Genomic DNA, 16,048 nt, shown 5'->3' with positions numbered 1-16,048 from the left:
GAGACAAAAATGGATGCTCCCTCATCACTCCTGAGCCCGCGCGACTGGGATTCACACCCGCCCTACTCTTATCCTGGCTACAAGTCGTCGGTATTACGCAGCCCTTCACGGCCGCTGATTCCGCTCAAGGAAAAACTGAAGGACCGCCGCGTGCCCGTCTACGGCGCGGAAGATCTCGGCAAACTGGATCACGACCTGACCCGCAACGCCGCCAGAAACGGCGCGCCGCTCGGCGAACGCATCATCGTGACGGGGCGCGTGATGGACGAACGCGGGCGGCCGGTGCGCAATACGCTGGTCGAAATCTGGCAAGCGAACGCTGCCGGACGTTACGTTCACAAGGCAGATCAGCACGACGCGCCGCTCGACCCCAACTTTCTCGGCTCGGGGCGTTGCATGACGGACAACGACGGGCGGTATCGATTCCTGACGATCAAACCCGGCGCGTATCCGTGGGGCAACCATTCGAACGCATGGCGTCCGAACCACATCCATTTTTCGCTCTTCGGCGAATATTTCGGCTCACGCCTCGTCACGCAGATGTACTTCCCGGGCGACCCGCTGCTCGCGCTCGACCCGATCTTCCAGGGCACGCCGGAACAGGCGCGCAACCGGCTGGTCTCGCGATTTTCCATCGATACGACCGAGGAAGCCTATGCGCTCGGTTACGAGTTCGACATCGTGCTGCGCGGCCCGAACCAGACCCCGACGGAGGCTTGAACATGATGACCTTTAGCCAGACGCCCTCGCAAACCGTCGGACCGTATTTCGCTTATGGCTTGTGTCCCGAACAGTACAACTTCGACCTGAAGAGCTTGTTCACGCCATCGATTGCAGACCGGGAATCGGCGGGACAGCACATCAGCATCGTCGGACAGGTTTTCGATGGCGACGAAAAAGTGATCGGCGACGCGGTGATCGAGATGGTTCAGGCTGACTCGACCGGCCGTTATGTCACCACAGTGGCCGAGGCACGCGAGTCCGGTTTCCGCGGCTTCGCGCGGGTCGGCACGGGCACCGATCCCGAGCTTCGCTACGTGGTCGATACAGTCAAGCCGGGCAGCACGGGCAGTGATTCGGCGCCGCATATCGATGTGATCGTGCTGATGCGCGGCATGCTGCTGCATGCATACACGCGCCTTTATTTCGACGATGAAACGGAAGCCAACGCCGGCGACGACGTGCTCGCGCTAGTTCCCGCAGAGCGGCGCGCAACGCTGATTGCGAAGCGTGAACCGGGAACGTCGAACACGATTTACAGGTTCGATATCCATCTGCAAGGTCCCAAAGAGACGGTGTTCTTCGATCTTTGAAGCGTCGCGCCATGCGGTAAAAACGGACGTCCGGCATCGATGGTTTATGATGTCGGACGCTCGAACCCGCCTGCACTGCGCCATGAAAGACGATCAAACTCCCAGCCCGCTATACCTCAAGCTTTTCTCCGAAACTGCCCAGATCGAATGGTCCGAACTGGAGCGATTCTTCGCGCGCGGCGTGTTGCTGAAAGTGGCGCGCGACATCGATCTGGTCAGTGTGGCTGAAGCCGTTGCCGGCGACGATACGAAGCGCGTGACCGAGTGGTTGTCATCAGGCCTGCTCGAACGCACGACGGCAGAAACCGCCGCTGACCTGGCGGACCGTAATCCCGAGTTGTGGGCCGTGGTGGTGTCGCCGTGGGTTTGCGTGCAGGAACGCGGCTAGACACATTACCGTTTAGCGTGTCGTCAGCTTCCGCCATAAGGTCGTCTTGCTGATTCCCAGCGCCTTCGCCGTCCTCCCGCGATTGCCGCCGAACGAATCCAGCATCGTTCGGATCTCATCGGCCTGCAACTTGCGGCTGCGCGCCTTGAGCGATTCCTGATTCGAATTCATTGTTTCTTCCTCGAGCTCAGGCGCTATCGACCGTATCAACCTGGGCGTCAACTTCAACGGCTTCGCGGCCGGATCTTCCAGCTCCAGCGAAATCCTTTCGATCACGTTCTGCAATTCGCGCACGTTTCCGGGCCACGCGTAGCTCGTGAATATCGGCGTGACCGGGTCGAGTGCCTTGAGCGCGGCATCGAATGAAACCACGCGCCCGGTGCGCCACAACAATTGCGCGGCCAGTGCCGCTATATCCGCCGCCCGTTCGCGCAACGGCGGCAGGTGCAGATTCAGGATATTCAGCCGATAAAAAAGGTCCGCGCGAAACTCACCCGCCTTCATTCGCTCGCTCAACGCGCGATGCGTCGCCGCGACGATCCGCACATCGACCTGCAGTGGTTCAGTGGAGCCCAGCCGCACGACTTCGCGCTCCTGCAGCACGCGCAGCAACCGGCTTTGCAGCGGCAATGGCATCTCGCCGATTTCATCGAGGAAAAGCGTGCCGCGATGCGCCGACTCGATCAGTCCAGCCTTGCCGCCGCGACGCGCGCCCGTGAACGCCCCCTCCTCGTAGCCGAAGAGTTCGCTTTCCAGCAGCGTTTCCGGAAACGCGCCGCAATTCAACGCGACGAACGCGAAGTCGCGCCGCGCGCTTTCGCCATGGATGCCTTGCGCAACCAGTTCCTTGCCCGTGCCGCTCTCGCCGCGAATCAGCACGGTCGCGTCGGAGCCCGCATATCGGCGAGCGCGCTGGCGAACCTGCTCGATAGCCGGACTGCTGCCGCTGAGGTCATCGATCTTGTATCGCGCGACGAGCGACGGCGAGCGTTGCCGCGCACGCACCGACCTGTCCATGCGCTGCAATGCCACTGACTCCTGAAACGTGACGATGGACCCCGAAGCCGCCGATGCATCGCCCCAAGCGCTTCGATGTACCACATAGCTCGCCCCGCGCACCGTCTCCAGCGACTCGCCGGGTTCGTCCGGCACGGCGCTCGCCACTTCGGGCGCCAGGTCGCGCAGGCGCTTGCCGACGACTTGCGATGGCGCGAGGCGCAGCATCTCGGCCATCTTGCCGCTGAGCGCTTCAATGCGGCCATCGGCGGCAAGCGCGATCACGCCGTCCCGCAGATGTTGCAGGACCTGATCGAGCCGGCGACGGCGCTGCGTCTCGCCGAGTGTCGCGCGCGCCACTTCCAGCGCTGTTTCGAACGCGCCTTGAACGGACGCTCGCGAGTAGAGAAACACCGACTTCATGCCGGCCTTCTCCGCGAGTTCCGTGACGAGACCCGGCCCGACAATCGCCTGCACGCCACGGTCACGCAGATCCAGCACGCAGGATTCCGCGTCCTCCGCCGACACGTAGGACGCGCATTCGATCGCCGCACCGAACGCGCGGAAAAAGCGGGCGACTTCAGCGGGTGTCTCGCCGTGCATCACGAGACCGACCGGTTCGCCCTCGCGGCGGGCACGCGCGAGCGCATGCATGACATCGAACCCGGTCGGGTTCACCAGTACGACCGGAACACCGATTCGCGCCTTCAGGTACGCCCCGTTCGATCCGGCAGCAACGACCACATCTGGGCGGGCATCGCCGGCGTTCTCGATCTCGTGCACCGCGTCCTCGTAACCGAGCGGCACAATGCGCAGGTCGGCAATGCCGTCATATTCGGCCGCCATGTCGCGATACAGATCGCGGAGCTTGCTTATACCTACGGCCCAGATGCGTGGAGGAGGATTCATGGGGTGGAGGGTCGGGCTCGAATGCTCCAGTCTAATTCACTTCTGCAAACAATGATTTCATTTCTGAAATTTTCAGGCATCGATAAAAAAGATTAATCTGTTCCCAATCAAGAACTTGGGCACTGGCAAACAACTTGCGCTTCCAGACGCATAAACCGGAGACCTCCATGAGCTCAACTGCAGCACTCAGCGCCGGCGCGAAGTTCCGCGCAGCGGTCGCGGCCGAACGGCCCTTGCAACTCGTCGGCGCGATCAACGCGAATCACGCGCTGCTCGCCCAGCACGCCGGGTTCAAGGCGATATATTTGTCGGGCGGCGGGGTCGCGGCGGGATCGCTGGGCTTGCCGGATCTCGGCATCTCCACGCTTGACGACGTGCTCACCGATGTCCGCCGCATCACCGATGTCTGCGACCTGCCGCTGATGGTCGATGTCGATACCGGCTTCGGCCCGAGCGCATTCAACATTGCCCGCACGGTCAAGTCGCTGATCAAGGCGGGTGCAGGCGCGATGCACATTGAAGACCAGGTGGGCGCGAAACGCTGCGGTCATCGGCCGGGAAAGGCAATCGTCTCGCAGCAGGAAATGGCCGATCGCGTGCGGGCCGCGGTGGACGCCCGCACCGACGCGAACTTCGTCATCATGGCGCGCACGGATGCTTTGGCGGTCGAGGGACTGGACGCGGCGATCGACCGGGCGCGGGCGTGTGTGGAGGCGGGCGCGGACATGATCTTTCCGGAAGCAATGACGGACCTGAAGATGTACAAACAATTCGTCGATGCCGTGAAGGTCCCGGTTCTCGCCAACATCACCGAGTTCGGATCGACGCCGCTCTTCACGGTCGAGGAACTGCGCAGCGTGGATGTGTCCATCGTGCTGTATCCGCTCTCCGCTTTCCGCGCGATGAACAAGGCCGCTGAGAATGTGTATCGCGCGATTCGCACCGATGGCACGCAAGCCAACGTGCTCGACACCATGCAGACGCGCGAGGAATTGTACAAGAGCATTGGCTATCACGACTTCGAGCAGAAGCTCGACGCGCTGTTCAATCAGACCAAATAACGCGTTATTCCTGCGTTGATCCGATAAGGAGACTGGAACAAATGAGCGATACCCCGACGAAAGAAGCACACGCCGCCAGCGGGTTCAAGCCCAAGAAATCTGTCGCGCTTTCAGGCGTGACGGCGGGTAACACGGCGCTCTGCACCGTCGGCAAGACGGGCAACGATCTGCATTATCGTGGCTATGACATTCTGGATATTGCAGGAACTTCGGAGTTCGAGGAGATCGCGTATCTGCTCGTGCACGGCAAATTGCCGTACGCCGCCGAACTCAAGGCGTACAAGACGAAGCTCAAGGCGCTGCGTGGTCTGCCCGCGAACCTGAAGGCCGCGCTGGAATGGATTCCCGCTTCCGCTCATCCCATGGACGTCATGCGTACCGGCGTCTCCGTGCTCGGCACCTTGTTGCCCGAGAAGGACGATCACAACGTCGCGGGCGCAAAGGATATCGCCGACCGCCTGATGGCATCGCTGGGATCGATTCTGCTGTACTGGTATCACTATTCGCATAACGGCCGGCGCATCGAGACCGAGACCGATGACGATTCCATCGGCGGGCATTTCCTGCATTTGCTGCATGGCGTCGAGCCATCGAAATCATGGGTCGATGCGATGCATGCATCGCTCATTCTGTACGCCGAGCACGAATTCAACGCATCGACGTTCACCTGCCGCGTGATCGCGGGCACGGGATCGGACATGTATTCGGCGATAACCGGCGGTATCGGCGCGTTGCGTGGCCCGAAGCATGGCGGCGCAAATGAAGTCGCGTTCGAGATCCAGAGCCGCTATCAGACGCCCGACGAAGCGGAAGCGGACATCCGTCGCCGCGTGGAAGCGAAGGAAGTCGTGATCGGCTTCGGTCATCCTGTGTACACGATCTCCGATCCGCGCAACAAGGTGATCAAGGACATTTCGAAGAAGCTGTCGAAGGAAGCCGGCGACACGAAAATGTACGACATCGCCGAGCGCCTCGAAACGACGATGTGGGACGCAAAGAAGATGTTCCCGAACCTGGACTGGTTCAGCGCGGTGTCGTATCACGCGATGGGCGTGCCCACCGCCATGTTCACGCCGCTGTTCGTGATCGCGCGCACGTCGGGCTGGAGCGCGCACATCATCGAACAACGTATCGACAACAAGATCATTCGCCCGAGCGCAAATTACACCGGGCCTGACAATCTCAAGTTCGAGCCTTTGAACAAACGCAAATAATTACGGAGACATCCTAAGCATATGAGCCACATTTCAAACGTCCGGCCCGAGCCGGATCGCGTACTGGTCGACATAGTCGACTACGTTCTCAACTACAAGATCGACAGCGAAATTGCGCTCGACACCGCGCGCAATTGCCTGATCGATACCCTCGGTTGCGGACTCGAAGCCCTCACCTATCCCGCTTGCACCAAGCTGATGGGACCCATCGTGCCTGGCACGATCGTCCCCAACGGCGCCAAGGTGCCGGGTACATCGTTCCAGCTCGACCCGGTTCAGGCCGCGTTCAATATCGGCGCGATGATCCGCTGGCTCGACTTCAACGACACATGGCTTGCAGCAGAGTGGGGGCATCCGTCGGATAACCTCGGCGGCATTCTCGCCACAGCCGACTGGCTCTCGCGCAACGCTGTCGCCACCGGTAAGAAGCCTCTGACGATGAAAGACGTCCTGATCGGCATGATCAAGGCGCACGAAATTCAAGGTTGTATCGCGCTGGAAAACTCGTTCAACAAGGTCGGGCTCGACCACGTGTTGCTGGTCAAGCTGGCATCGACGGCGGTGGTCGGCCAATTGATCGGCTTGACGCGCGATGAGCTGATCAACGCAGTCTCATTGGCTTTCGTCGATGGCCATTCGCTGCGCACCTATCGTCATGCGCCGAATACCGGTTCGCGCAAATCATGGGCCGCCGGCGATGCGACCTCCCGCGCCGTGCGTCTCGCGTTGATCGCGAAGACGGGCGAGATGGGGTACCCCTCGGTTCTGACCGCCAAGACGTGGGGCTTTTACGATGTCCTGTTCAAGGGCAACGAATTCAAGTTCCAGCGTCCATACGGTTCTTACGTGATGGAGAACGTGCTCTTCAAGATCTCGTTCCCGGCCGAATTCCACTCGCAGACCGCGGTGGAAGCGGCAATGACGTTAAACACGAAACTCGCTGAAGCCGGCAAAAAAGTCGAAGACATCAGGAAGATCACGATCCGCACGCATGAAGCGGCGATTCGGATCATCGATAAAAAAGGTCCGCTCGATAACCCCGCCGACCGCGATCACTGCATCCAGTACATGGTGGCCGTACCGCTGATCTACGGCCGGCTGACGGCATCGGATTACGAAGATTCGATTGCAAAGGATCCGCGTATCGATACCTTGCGCGCGAAGATCGAATGCGTGGAAGACCCGCAATTCACGAAGGATTATTTCGATCCCGAGAAGCGTTCGATCGCCAACGCGCTGACCGTCGAATTCAATGACGGCAGCACCTTCGACGAGCTGGTCGTCGAATACCCGATCGGACACAAGCGCCGCCGCGAAGACGGCATTCCTCTCCTGGTCGAGAAGTTCAGGACCAACCTCGCACGGCGTTTTCCGGCGAAGCAGCAAGAGGCGATCATTGCGGCATCGCTGGACCAGGCAACGCTTGAGGCAATGCCGGTCAATGAATATGTTGATCTGTACGTAATCTGATACTGGCGCAGACAAAGGAAAAGGCGGTCCAACGAAAGTGGGTACCGCCTTTTTTCATGACTCGGACGTTACTGGCTCAATGCACCCAGTCATTCCAAAGCACGACCAGAATCGTCATCAACGCCGGCCCGATAAACAATCCCACCAGACCAAACGTCTCCGCCCCGCCGAGAATGCCGAAGAGCACGAGCAAGAACGGCAACCTCGCCGCGCCGCCGATCAGCACCGGCCGCACCGCATGTTCGGCCACGAACACGACCACGAAACCAAACACCGCAACGCAGATCGCAGCCACCGTTGCGCCTTGAGCCAGCAACCACAAAGCCGCGCCCAAAAACACAATCGGCGCGCAGAACGGCAACATGGCTGCAACGGCGGTCAGCATGCCGAGAAGCGTCGCATGTGGCACACCGGTGACGGCATAGGCCACACCCAGCAGCGCGCCTTCTCCGAGCCCCACGACGACCAAACCCGTCACCGTGCTGCGAACCGAATCCGCCATGCGCCGGGCAAGCGCCGCACCATCCGATCCAAACGCGCGTCTCGACCCTTCGAGCAGTTGCTCACCCAGTTTCGACCCCGCCTTGAACAAGAAGAACAACGTGACGAGCATGAAGCTGAACACGATCAACCCGTGCGCAACACGCCCGCCGAAATGCCGCGTCATCGCGACAATGGTTGCGCTGTGAAAGTGCTTGGCCGCCGGCGATGAACCGAGAGGCGTAGCAAGATTCTCCTGCCACCACGCGGCGACCTGCTTCGATCCCATCGGCAGATGATTGACCAGATCGGGCATGGTGATCCCGCTTCGCAACGATTCCTGAACCCATCGGATCAGGTCGTTTGCCTCGCTGCCCGCCTGGGCCGCGACCACTATGAACGGCACCACGAACACGAGCGCGAGCACCACCGTCATGCCGATTGCAAGCCAGGTGCTTCGGTTCCGGAACAATGGCCGCTTTTCCAGCCATGTCAGCAATGGCCACAAAGCAATGGCGATCACCGCTGCCCACACGACGGCGGGGATGAAGTCGCGGATCATCCAGATAGCGACTGCCACGAGGACCGTGTAGAGCAACCCCGAAGCGGTACGTTGCAACCGCCGTGTGCGATCCTTTTCGTCGTCAGAAGTCTGATCGCGTGGATTCATGAAACGTCCTTGTAATTGCTTCCAAAGTTGAAGCTCAAAATGTTTATAAAACGCATGCCGCGTGGCGGCGACGCAAATCTGTTTGTAATCCGCATGAAGCGTGATGCCAGCCACGCATTGTAATTCGAGCGGGAAGCGGCCAGAATCAAGGTGCTTTTTCCCAGCAACCGCGCTTCAATCTGCCATCGCATCTTTTGATCTAATTTCACACTCACCAATTTCCGTTTCCCTATAATCGGTTCCCTCGCCCCGGCATCCGTTCAAGAGATTTGCAGTGAAAGCTATTCGAACCATTGTCAACGCATGTGCAACAACAGCAATGCTTGCCGGTTGCGCGTCGGGCCTGAACCGGACGAAGGAAGAAGCGATCAACCAGAAGGTCGGAATCGTAGTCCATCCCGCACACGGCGGCGTTGAGCTGCGCCTTCAGGAATCGGCGCTGTTCGACTTCGATGAAGCATCGATGCGCCCCGAAGGCATCGTCGTACTCGACCGCGCAGCGGTGCTGCTGAAGCGCAGTACACGACCCATCATGGTCGAAGGACACACCGACAACGTGGGGCCGCTCGACTACAACCAGACCCTGTCGACGGCACGCGCGAACGCGGTCGCCGATGCGCTTGTCGCACGCGGCGTTCCCGCTGCGCGCATCAAGACCCGCGGCATTGCATTTTCGGAGCCGATCGCGTCCAACGCCACGCCCGAAGGGCGTGCGCTGAACCGGCGAGTTGAGATCCTGGTCAGGACCGAAACCGAAGAAACGCTGCTGGGACGCGTCAAAAAGAAATGACGCGCGCCGTCGAGCGCCATTGTGTGAAGCTTATTTGACGGCCTGCACATCCATCATCAGGAGCTGCGCGCCATCGGTGACCTGATCGCCGACACCGAACAGGATCTCGCCAACGGTGCCGCTCGCGGGCGCGACGATCGTGTGCTCCATCTTCATGGCTTCCATCACCAGCAAGGGCGCCCCCTTCTCCACCACGGCGCCGGCCTCCACCAGCACGGCGATCACCTTGCCCGGCATCGGCGCGGTCAGGCGGCCTTCGCCATGTTCGGCATCAGCGGCGTGGGCAAGCAGATTCTGCCATTCAAACGCCAGCGATACCCCCGCGTAGAACACATGGAACACATCGCCGTCTACGAAGACGCGCCCCTTGATCCGTGTGTCTCCGATCAGCACCACGAACGAATGCGGCTCATCGCCGTGCGACCAGTCGAATGCAAGCGTCTCGCCGGGCAGCTCGAGCTGCTTGTTGTCCGCCCGGCCCGATGTTGAACCGCGCGTGAAGACGGCCACGATTTCATCGTCGGAATCGGCGAGGCGCCAGTTCAGCGCTTGCGTGTAACCGCCGCTCATGCGCCAGTGCGACAACGCGTCCCACGGCGACGCGCCACGCACTTCTCCACCTTCGCGCGTAAGTAGCGCAGCGCAAGCAAGCGCGAGCGTGTGTGTCTTGGATACGGTCGATGGCGCAAACAACGTGTCGTGATGACGCTCGATCAGGCCCGTATCCAGGTCGCCCGACGCGAACGGTTCGCTTACGACGATCCGATGCAGGAACTCGATATTCGTCGATGGACCCACGACCTCGCATTGTTTCAACGCAAGCGCCATGCGCAGCAACGCATCTTCACGATCGTGACCGTGCACGATCAGCTTGGCGATCATCGGGTCATAGAACGGCGTGATGGTATCGCCCTCGCGCACGCCGCTATCAATGCGCACGTTGCCGTTCAACTGAAACCCGACCGCTTCGGGCAAGCGTAAATGCTTCAGCGTTCCAGTCGATGGCAAAAATCCGCGCGAAGGATTTTCGGCATAAATGCGCGCCTCGATCGCGTGGCCGCTCACCTTGAGTTGATCCTGCAACAGCGGCAACGGTTCGCCGCTCGCCACGCGCAGTTGCCACTCGACGAGATCGAGACCGGTCACCATTTCGGTCACGGGATGTTCGACCTGAAGCCGCGTGTTCATTTCCATGAAGTAGAACTGGCCGTCGCCGGTCATGATGAATTCGACCGTACCCGCGCCGACGTAATTCACGGCACGTGCGGCGGCGACTGCGGCTTCGCCCATCGCCTTGCGTACTTCGGCTGAAAGGCCCGGAGCCGGCGCCTCTTCGAGCACCTTCTGGTGACGGCGCTGCACCGAGCAATCGCGATCGAAGAGATACACGGCATTGCCATGCTGGTCGGCGAACACCTGCACTTCCACATGGCGCGGGCGCTGCAGGTATTTTTCGATCAGCACGCGATCATTGCCAAAGCTGCTTGAGGCTTCACGTTTGCACGACAACAGCGCTGACGCGAAGTCCGCGCTCTGCTCGACGACGCGCATGCCTTTTCCGCCGCCACCCGCGCTTGCTTTAAGCAGCACCGGATAACCGATGCCATCGGCTTCCTTCTGCAACAGCGCCGCATCCTGACTGTCGCCGTGATAACCCGGCACGAGCGGCACCGAAGCTGATTGCATCAGCGCCTTGGCCGCCGCCTTCGATCCCATCGCGGAAATCGCTTCGACCGGCGGCCCGATAAACACGAGTCCCGCCTTCTCGCAAGCCCGCGCAAATTCTTGGTTCTCCGATAGAAAACCATATCCCGGATGCACGGCTTGCGCGCCGGTTTTCAGCGCAGCATCGATGATCTTGTCGATCCGCAGATAACTTTCAGACGCCGCCGCGCCGCCCACATGCACCGCTTCATCGCAGACGGCGACGTGCTTCGATTGTGCATCGGCATCGGAATAAACTGCCACGCTGCCCACGCCCAGGCGTTTGCAAGTCGCGGCCACGCGGCACGCAATCTCGCCGCGATTCGCAATCAGTATTTTGTTGAACATGACGAAGCCCGGGAAGAAGTGATCACATCCGGAACACGCCAAAACGCGTGTCCTCGATAGGCGCATTCATTGACGCCGCCAGTCCCAGCCCAAGCACGTCGCGGGTCTGCGCGGGGTCGATCACGCCGTCGTCCCACAGCCGCGCGCTCGCGTAATACGGATGCCCCTGCACCTCGTATTGCTCGCGGATAGGCGACTTGAACGCTTCCTCTTCTTCCTTCGACCACGAACCACCTTTCCCTTCGATCCCATCGCGACGCACGGTTGCCAGCACTGAAGCCGCCTGTTCGCCGCCCATCACCGAGATGCGCGCGTTCGGCCACATCCAGAGGAAACGGGGCGAATATGCACGCCCGCACATGCCGTAGTTTCCTGCGCCAAACGATCCGCCGATGATCACCGTGAACTTGGGCACTTTCGCCGTCGCAACAGCGGTCACCATCTTCGCGCCGTTACGCGCGATGCCTTCGTTCTCGTACTTGCGCCCGACCATGAACCCCGTGATGTTCTGCAGGAACACTAACGGAATCTTCCGCTGGCAGCACAGCTCGATGAAATGCGCGCCCTTCAACGCCGATTCTGAAAACAGGATGCCATTGTTCGCGATGATGCCAACCGGGTGTCCCCAGACATGCGCGAATCCGCAAACGAGCGTTGTGCCGTAGCGCGCCTTGAATTCGTCGAAGGCGGAGTCATCGACAATGCGTGCGATCACTTCGCGGATATCGAACGGCTTGCGGGTATCCGCCGGAATCACGCCGTAGATGCTGTGCGGATCATGACGCGGCGGCAGCGATTCCTTGAGCACCAAGGGCGTTGGCTTCACACGGTTCAGGTTGCCAACAATGCTGCGCGCTATCCCCAATGCATGCGCATCGTTTTGCGCAAGATGATCGACCACGCCCGAGAGGCGCGTGTGCACGTCGCCGCCGCCGAGATCTTCAGCGCTGACTTCTTCGCCGGTCGCGGCTTTCACGAGCGGCGGACCGCCCAGGAAAATCGTGCCCTGGTTCTTCACGATGATCGATTCGTCGCTCATTGCCGGTACATATGCGCCGCCTGCCGTGCACGAACCCATCACCACGGCGATCTGCGAAATGCCTTTCGCCGACATGTTCGCCTGGTTGTAGAAGATGCGGCCGAAGTGATCGCGATCGGGGAAGACATCGTCCTGGTTCGGCAGGTTCGCGCCGCCCGAATCCACGAGATACACACATGGCAAGTGGTTCTCTTCCGCGATCTCCTGCGCACGAAGATGCTTCTTGACCGTCACCGGATAGTAAGTCCCGCCCTTCACGGTCGCATCGTTACAGACGATCACGCATTCCTGTCCTGCAATCCTGCCGATGCCCGTGATCACTCCCGCTCCGGGCGCGTCGTCGTTATACATGCCGAATGCGGCAAGCTGCGAGAATTCGAGAAACGGCGTGCCCGGATCGAGCAGTTGCCCGATGCGATCCCGCGGCAAGAGCTTGCCGCGGGACAGATGTTTGTCGCGTGCGGCTTGCCCGCCGCCCAAAGCAATCTTCGCGACCTTCTCTTTCAGATCCGCCACCAGCGCTTCGAGCGCCGCCGTGTTCGCGCGAAATTCGTCGCTACGGGGATTCAGTTTCGATTCGATGATCAGCATGAGTGTCTATGCCCTCAAGCCGTTTCGGCGAACAGTTCGCGCCCGATCAACATGCGGCGGATCTCGCTCGTGCCCGCGCCGATTTCATAGAGCTTCGCGTCGCGCCACAAACGGCCAACCGGGTATTCGTTGATATAACCATTGCCGCCGAGAATCTGGATGGCTTCGCCGGCCATCCACGTCGCTTTCTCCGCGGTGTAGAGGATCACGCCCGCGCAGTCCTTGCGCACCTGGCGGCCGTGTCCCGCGCCGAGCGTATCGAGCTGACGGCCCACTGCATAGAGATACGCGCGGCAGGCTTGCAGCGTCGTGTAGAGATCAGCGACCTTGCCTTGAATCAATTGAAACTCGCCGATCGCCTGGCCAAACTGTTTGCGATCGTGGATGTACGGCACGACCGCGTCCATGCACGCGACCATGATGCCCGTCGGGCCGCCGGCCAACACCGCGCGTTCGTAATCAAGGCCGCTCATGAGCACTTTCACGCCGCCGTTCAACTGGCCGAGCACATTCTCCTTCGGCACTTCGACGTTCTCGAACACGAGTTCGCCGGTATGCGAACCACGCATGCCGAGCTTGTCGAGTTTCTGCGCGACCGAAAAACCCTTCATACCCTTCTCGACGATAAACGCGGTAATCCCCTTCGCACCCGCCTCGATATCGGTCTTCGCGTACACGACCAGCGTGTCGCAATCGGGACCGTTGGTAATCCACATCTTCGTGCCGTTGAGCACGTAATGATCGCCTTTTTCATCGGCGCGAAGTTTCATGCTGACCACGTCCGATCCGGCGTTCGGCTCGCTCATTGCCAACGCGCCGATGTGTTCGCCCGATATCAACCCCGGCAAATACTTGCGCTTCTGCGCTTCCGTGCCGTTGCGATGAATCTGGTTCACGCACAAGTTCGAATGCGCGCCATACGACAATCCCACCGACGCCGACGCCCGCGAGATCTCCTCCATGGCGACCATGTGCGCGGTGTAACCCATGTTCGCGCCGCCGTACTCCTCCGAGACGGTCATGCCGAGCACGCCCAGATCGCCGAATTTCTTCCAGAGGTCCATGGGGAACTGATCGGTTTTATCGATTTCAGCGGCGCGCGGCGCAATCTCTTTTGCGGCGAAATTGGCGAGCGAATCGCGCAACATGTCGATGTCTTCGCCCAGGGCGAAATTCAGACCGGGTACGTCGTTCATGCGGGTCTCCTCCTTCGGGGTATCGGCGGGGCTGTATCGGAGCAGTGAGTGATACTCACACACACCGATTTGCTTGATATTCGGCAGTTTCATGCCGAACCCCACTTTCCGTCAATAGGGATTTGAGCTACGCTCACATTTGTCGAACCCAACCTCAAAGCCATGTCCTCATCGTCCGTCACCGGAAATCGCCGCACGCCTGCAGGCGTCAAGTCGCAGCAACGCGTGAGGGACATTCTTCAGGCCGGCCGAGATGTCTTCGCCGAAAAAGGCTACGACGCGGCCACCAGCGCCGAAATCGCCCAGCGCGCCGGGATTTCGGAGGCGACCGTGTTCAGTTATTTCAGCGGCAAGCGGGAGTTGTGCGCGCGGGTGATTGCGGATTGGTACGACGAGATCATCGATGCCTTCGAATCCGGCCTTCCCCGCGATGGCAGCGTGCGGCAGCAGTTTGCGTTCATCGTGAAGACGCATTTGCGACTGATGCTGGTGAACGGTACGGGATTGTGTGCGCTGGTTTTATCGGAGGGACGCACGAAACATCACGACCTGAGCGACACGCTCACGGACTTGCAACGCCGATACACCGCGCCGCTGATGAACGTTTTGTCGCACGGGCAGAGCATAGGCCAGGTGCGCGCGGATCTGCCGCTACGCTTGCTCCGGTCGCTGGTTTTCGGGCCAATGGAGCATGTCCTGTGGGACGCGACGCTCGCGAAGCGGCATCTGAGCCAGGCTCAGATCGACACGACGGCAACCGAACTCGTCGATGTGCTCTGGACCGCGCTGCAGCCACCTGCTGCAAACCTGACTGCGCTTGCGCAGTTCAGACAGGACGTGGAAGAGGCGTCGCGCCGGTTCGAGGCGTCGCGGCTCGCAAAATAGCGGGCACCGGCCGGGTCCATGGGCGCAGGCGGAAAAGACCGTTAGTTGCGTTTAGATTCACTACTTTATGAACCGGCGAGCGATTCCGGCTAACCAGGGCACTGTCGTTGGACGAAGCAGACGCGTATCGTAGCCGCCCATCCGGCGCTCGTTCTCGGTCAGACATAACTCGATCAGCGCCTTCGCCGAAATCCCCCCGCCCACCGAATCCCCGACGTTCGCCGGGAAATTCATGTCCTGCGCGGCGCCACCGGTGTCGAACCCTTTGGCCAGCGATATCCGGTCTCGAATCAGCGATACCCAGACGCTCGCGGTCTTCATGAGAAACCACGGCCGTTTGTACCAGGGCAGATTCCGCCGATACCACGCAACCCAGTTCGCGAAAAACAGGATATGGCGCGCCTCTTCCTGAATCACCGGCTCGAACGTTTCAACCAGTTCTTCGGGAAAATAGCCCGTCTGCTTCGCGGCTTCGAACAAACCGAACGCGAAAAAACTATCGATGCATTCGCTGTACCCCGTGAGCATCCAGGCGCGCAGTGCATCGTCGGGCGCTGGATACGGCGGTTCGGGCGCAAGGTCGATGCCGTACGCCTGCACGAGCCTCGACAACACGATCTTGTGGCGCGCTTCCTCGCCGCCATTCATGGTGACGGCTTCGCGCAGCAACGGGTCCTTGATGGTGTGAGCAAATGTCGCTACACGAATCGACGCGCGCCCTTCCGTCTGGACCGCGATGTCCCAGATAGGCAACGAGGTGATGCGCTTGAGCGCGGCCGGCGCGAGTAACGGCCAGTCGATCACTGCAGGCTTGTAGGGGTTGTGCGTGGTGAGCAGCATTTCGCAGAACATGCGTTTGTGCTGCGGGGAACCAAGCTGAATCTTGCCGATGGAACCATACGACCAGTGGCGCATTGCGTGGTCGGCTTCGGCAGGCGTGAGCGTGTCGGACATGGCATAACGGAGAGTTAATCGCGTCATGCAGATTTTGGCA

Annotated in this window: 15 protein-coding genes; 8 read left to right on the top strand and 7 right to left on the bottom strand. The window is 60.4% G+C overall.

What is annotated here, in order from left to right; genetic code table 11:
* The first annotated feature begins 9 nt into the window (after positions 1–9).
* From pcaH to AXG89_RS21925, 3 genes are all read left to right on the top strand, one after another.
* On the top strand, positions 10–720 hold the full coding sequence (gene pcaH, locus AXG89_RS21935) for a protocatechuate 3,4-dioxygenase subunit beta (protein ID WP_062172397.1): 711 nt from the start codon (positions 10–12) through the stop codon (positions 718–720).
* A gap of 2 nt (positions 721–722) precedes the next feature.
* On the top strand, positions 723–1,313 hold the full coding sequence (pcaG, locus tag AXG89_RS21930) for a protocatechuate 3,4-dioxygenase subunit alpha (protein ID WP_062172396.1): 591 nt from the start codon (positions 723–725) through the stop codon (positions 1,311–1,313).
* Between the two features lie 82 nt (positions 1,314–1,395).
* Positions 1,396–1,701, top strand: coding sequence for a DUF2288 domain-containing protein (locus tag AXG89_RS21925; protein WP_062172645.1), 306 nt, complete (start codon positions 1,396–1,398; stop codon positions 1,699–1,701).
* 12 nt (positions 1,702–1,713) lie between these two features.
* On the opposite strand, the gene prpR is transcribed toward AXG89_RS21925, so the two are convergent.
* Positions 1,714–3,606 (bottom strand): propionate catabolism operon regulatory protein PrpR, encoded by a 1,893-nt coding sequence (gene prpR, locus AXG89_RS21920; protein ID WP_062172395.1) that lies wholly within the window; start codon positions 3,604–3,606, stop codon positions 1,714–1,716.
* A gap of 167 nt (positions 3,607–3,773) precedes the next feature.
* On the opposite strand from prpR, the gene prpB reads away from it, so the two are divergent.
* From prpB to AXG89_RS21905, 3 genes are read left to right on the top strand one after another with little or no spacing between them, the layout of a single operon-like run.
* Complete coding sequence (prpB, locus tag AXG89_RS21915; protein WP_062172394.1) at positions 3,774–4,667, top strand: methylisocitrate lyase; 894 nt, start codon at positions 3,774–3,776, stop codon at positions 4,665–4,667.
* Positions 4,668–4,708: 41 nt separating this feature from the next.
* The gene (prpC, locus tag AXG89_RS21910; RefSeq protein WP_062172393.1) at positions 4,709–5,881 is read left to right on the top strand and encodes a bifunctional 2-methylcitrate synthase/citrate synthase; all 1,173 of its coding nucleotides are present in this window, start codon (positions 4,709–4,711) and stop codon (positions 5,879–5,881) included.
* Positions 5,882–5,902: 21 nt separating this feature from the next.
* The gene (locus AXG89_RS21905; RefSeq protein WP_062002665.1) at positions 5,903–7,351 is read left to right on the top strand and encodes a bifunctional 2-methylcitrate dehydratase/aconitate hydratase; all 1,449 of its coding nucleotides are present in this window, start codon (positions 5,903–5,905) and stop codon (positions 7,349–7,351) included.
* 76 nt (positions 7,352–7,427) lie between these two features.
* Here the strand turns inward: AXG89_RS21905 and AXG89_RS21900 are convergent, their stop codons facing one another.
* Together AXG89_RS21900 and AXG89_RS42260 are read right to left on the bottom strand one after the other, a co-directional pair.
* On the bottom strand, positions 7,428–8,501 hold the full coding sequence (locus AXG89_RS21900) for an AI-2E family transporter (protein WP_062003641.1): 1,074 nt from the start codon (positions 8,499–8,501) through the stop codon (positions 7,428–7,430).
* A complete protein-coding gene (locus tag AXG89_RS42260; RefSeq protein WP_162916101.1) occupies positions 8,498–8,710 on the bottom strand; it encodes a hypothetical protein in 213 nt (70 codons plus the stop codon). The genes AXG89_RS21900 and AXG89_RS42260 overlap by 4 nt, the downstream gene beginning before the upstream one ends.
* A 65-nt stretch (positions 8,711–8,775) precedes the next feature.
* Between AXG89_RS42260 and AXG89_RS21895 the strand changes: the two genes are divergently transcribed.
* Positions 8,776–9,291 (top strand): OmpA family protein, encoded by a 516-nt coding sequence (locus AXG89_RS21895; protein WP_069638405.1) that lies wholly within the window; start codon positions 8,776–8,778, stop codon positions 9,289–9,291.
* A gap of 30 nt (positions 9,292–9,321) precedes the next feature.
* Here AXG89_RS21895 and AXG89_RS21890 read toward each other — a convergent pair whose 3' ends face one another.
* From AXG89_RS21890 to AXG89_RS21880, 3 genes are read right to left on the bottom strand one after another with little or no spacing between them, the layout of a single operon-like run.
* The gene (locus AXG89_RS21890; RefSeq protein ID WP_062172392.1) at positions 9,322–11,343 is read right to left on the bottom strand and encodes an acetyl/propionyl/methylcrotonyl-CoA carboxylase subunit alpha; all 2,022 of its coding nucleotides are present in this window, start codon (positions 11,341–11,343) and stop codon (positions 9,322–9,324) included.
* Between the two features lie 22 nt (positions 11,344–11,365).
* Positions 11,366–12,973, bottom strand: coding sequence for a carboxyl transferase domain-containing protein (locus tag AXG89_RS21885; protein WP_062172391.1), 1,608 nt, complete (start codon positions 12,971–12,973; stop codon positions 11,366–11,368).
* A gap of 14 nt (positions 12,974–12,987) precedes the next feature.
* Entirely contained in the window at positions 12,988–14,169 is a 1,182-nt protein-coding gene (locus AXG89_RS21880; protein WP_062172390.1) for an isovaleryl-CoA dehydrogenase, read from the bottom strand.
* Positions 14,170–14,331: 162 nt separating this feature from the next.
* Here AXG89_RS21880 and AXG89_RS21875 point away from each other — a divergent pair, with 162 nt between their 5' ends.
* Positions 14,332–15,054 (top strand): TetR/AcrR family transcriptional regulator, encoded by a 723-nt coding sequence (locus tag AXG89_RS21875; RefSeq protein ID WP_062172389.1) that lies wholly within the window; start codon positions 14,332–14,334, stop codon positions 15,052–15,054.
* Positions 15,055–15,114: 60 nt separating this feature from the next.
* Here AXG89_RS21875 and AXG89_RS21870 read toward each other — a convergent pair whose 3' ends face one another.
* Complete coding sequence (locus tag AXG89_RS21870; protein WP_062172388.1) at positions 15,115–16,008, bottom strand: ferritin-like domain-containing protein; 894 nt, start codon at positions 16,006–16,008, stop codon at positions 15,115–15,117.
* Between the last annotated feature and the right edge of the window lie 40 nt (positions 16,009–16,048).

It is taken from the genome of Burkholderia sp. PAMC 26561 (assembly GCF_001557535.2).
Taxonomy (GTDB): Bacteria; Pseudomonadota; Gammaproteobacteria; order Burkholderiales; family Burkholderiaceae; genus Caballeronia.
This window is presented reverse-complemented; position numbering and strand designations above follow the sequence as displayed.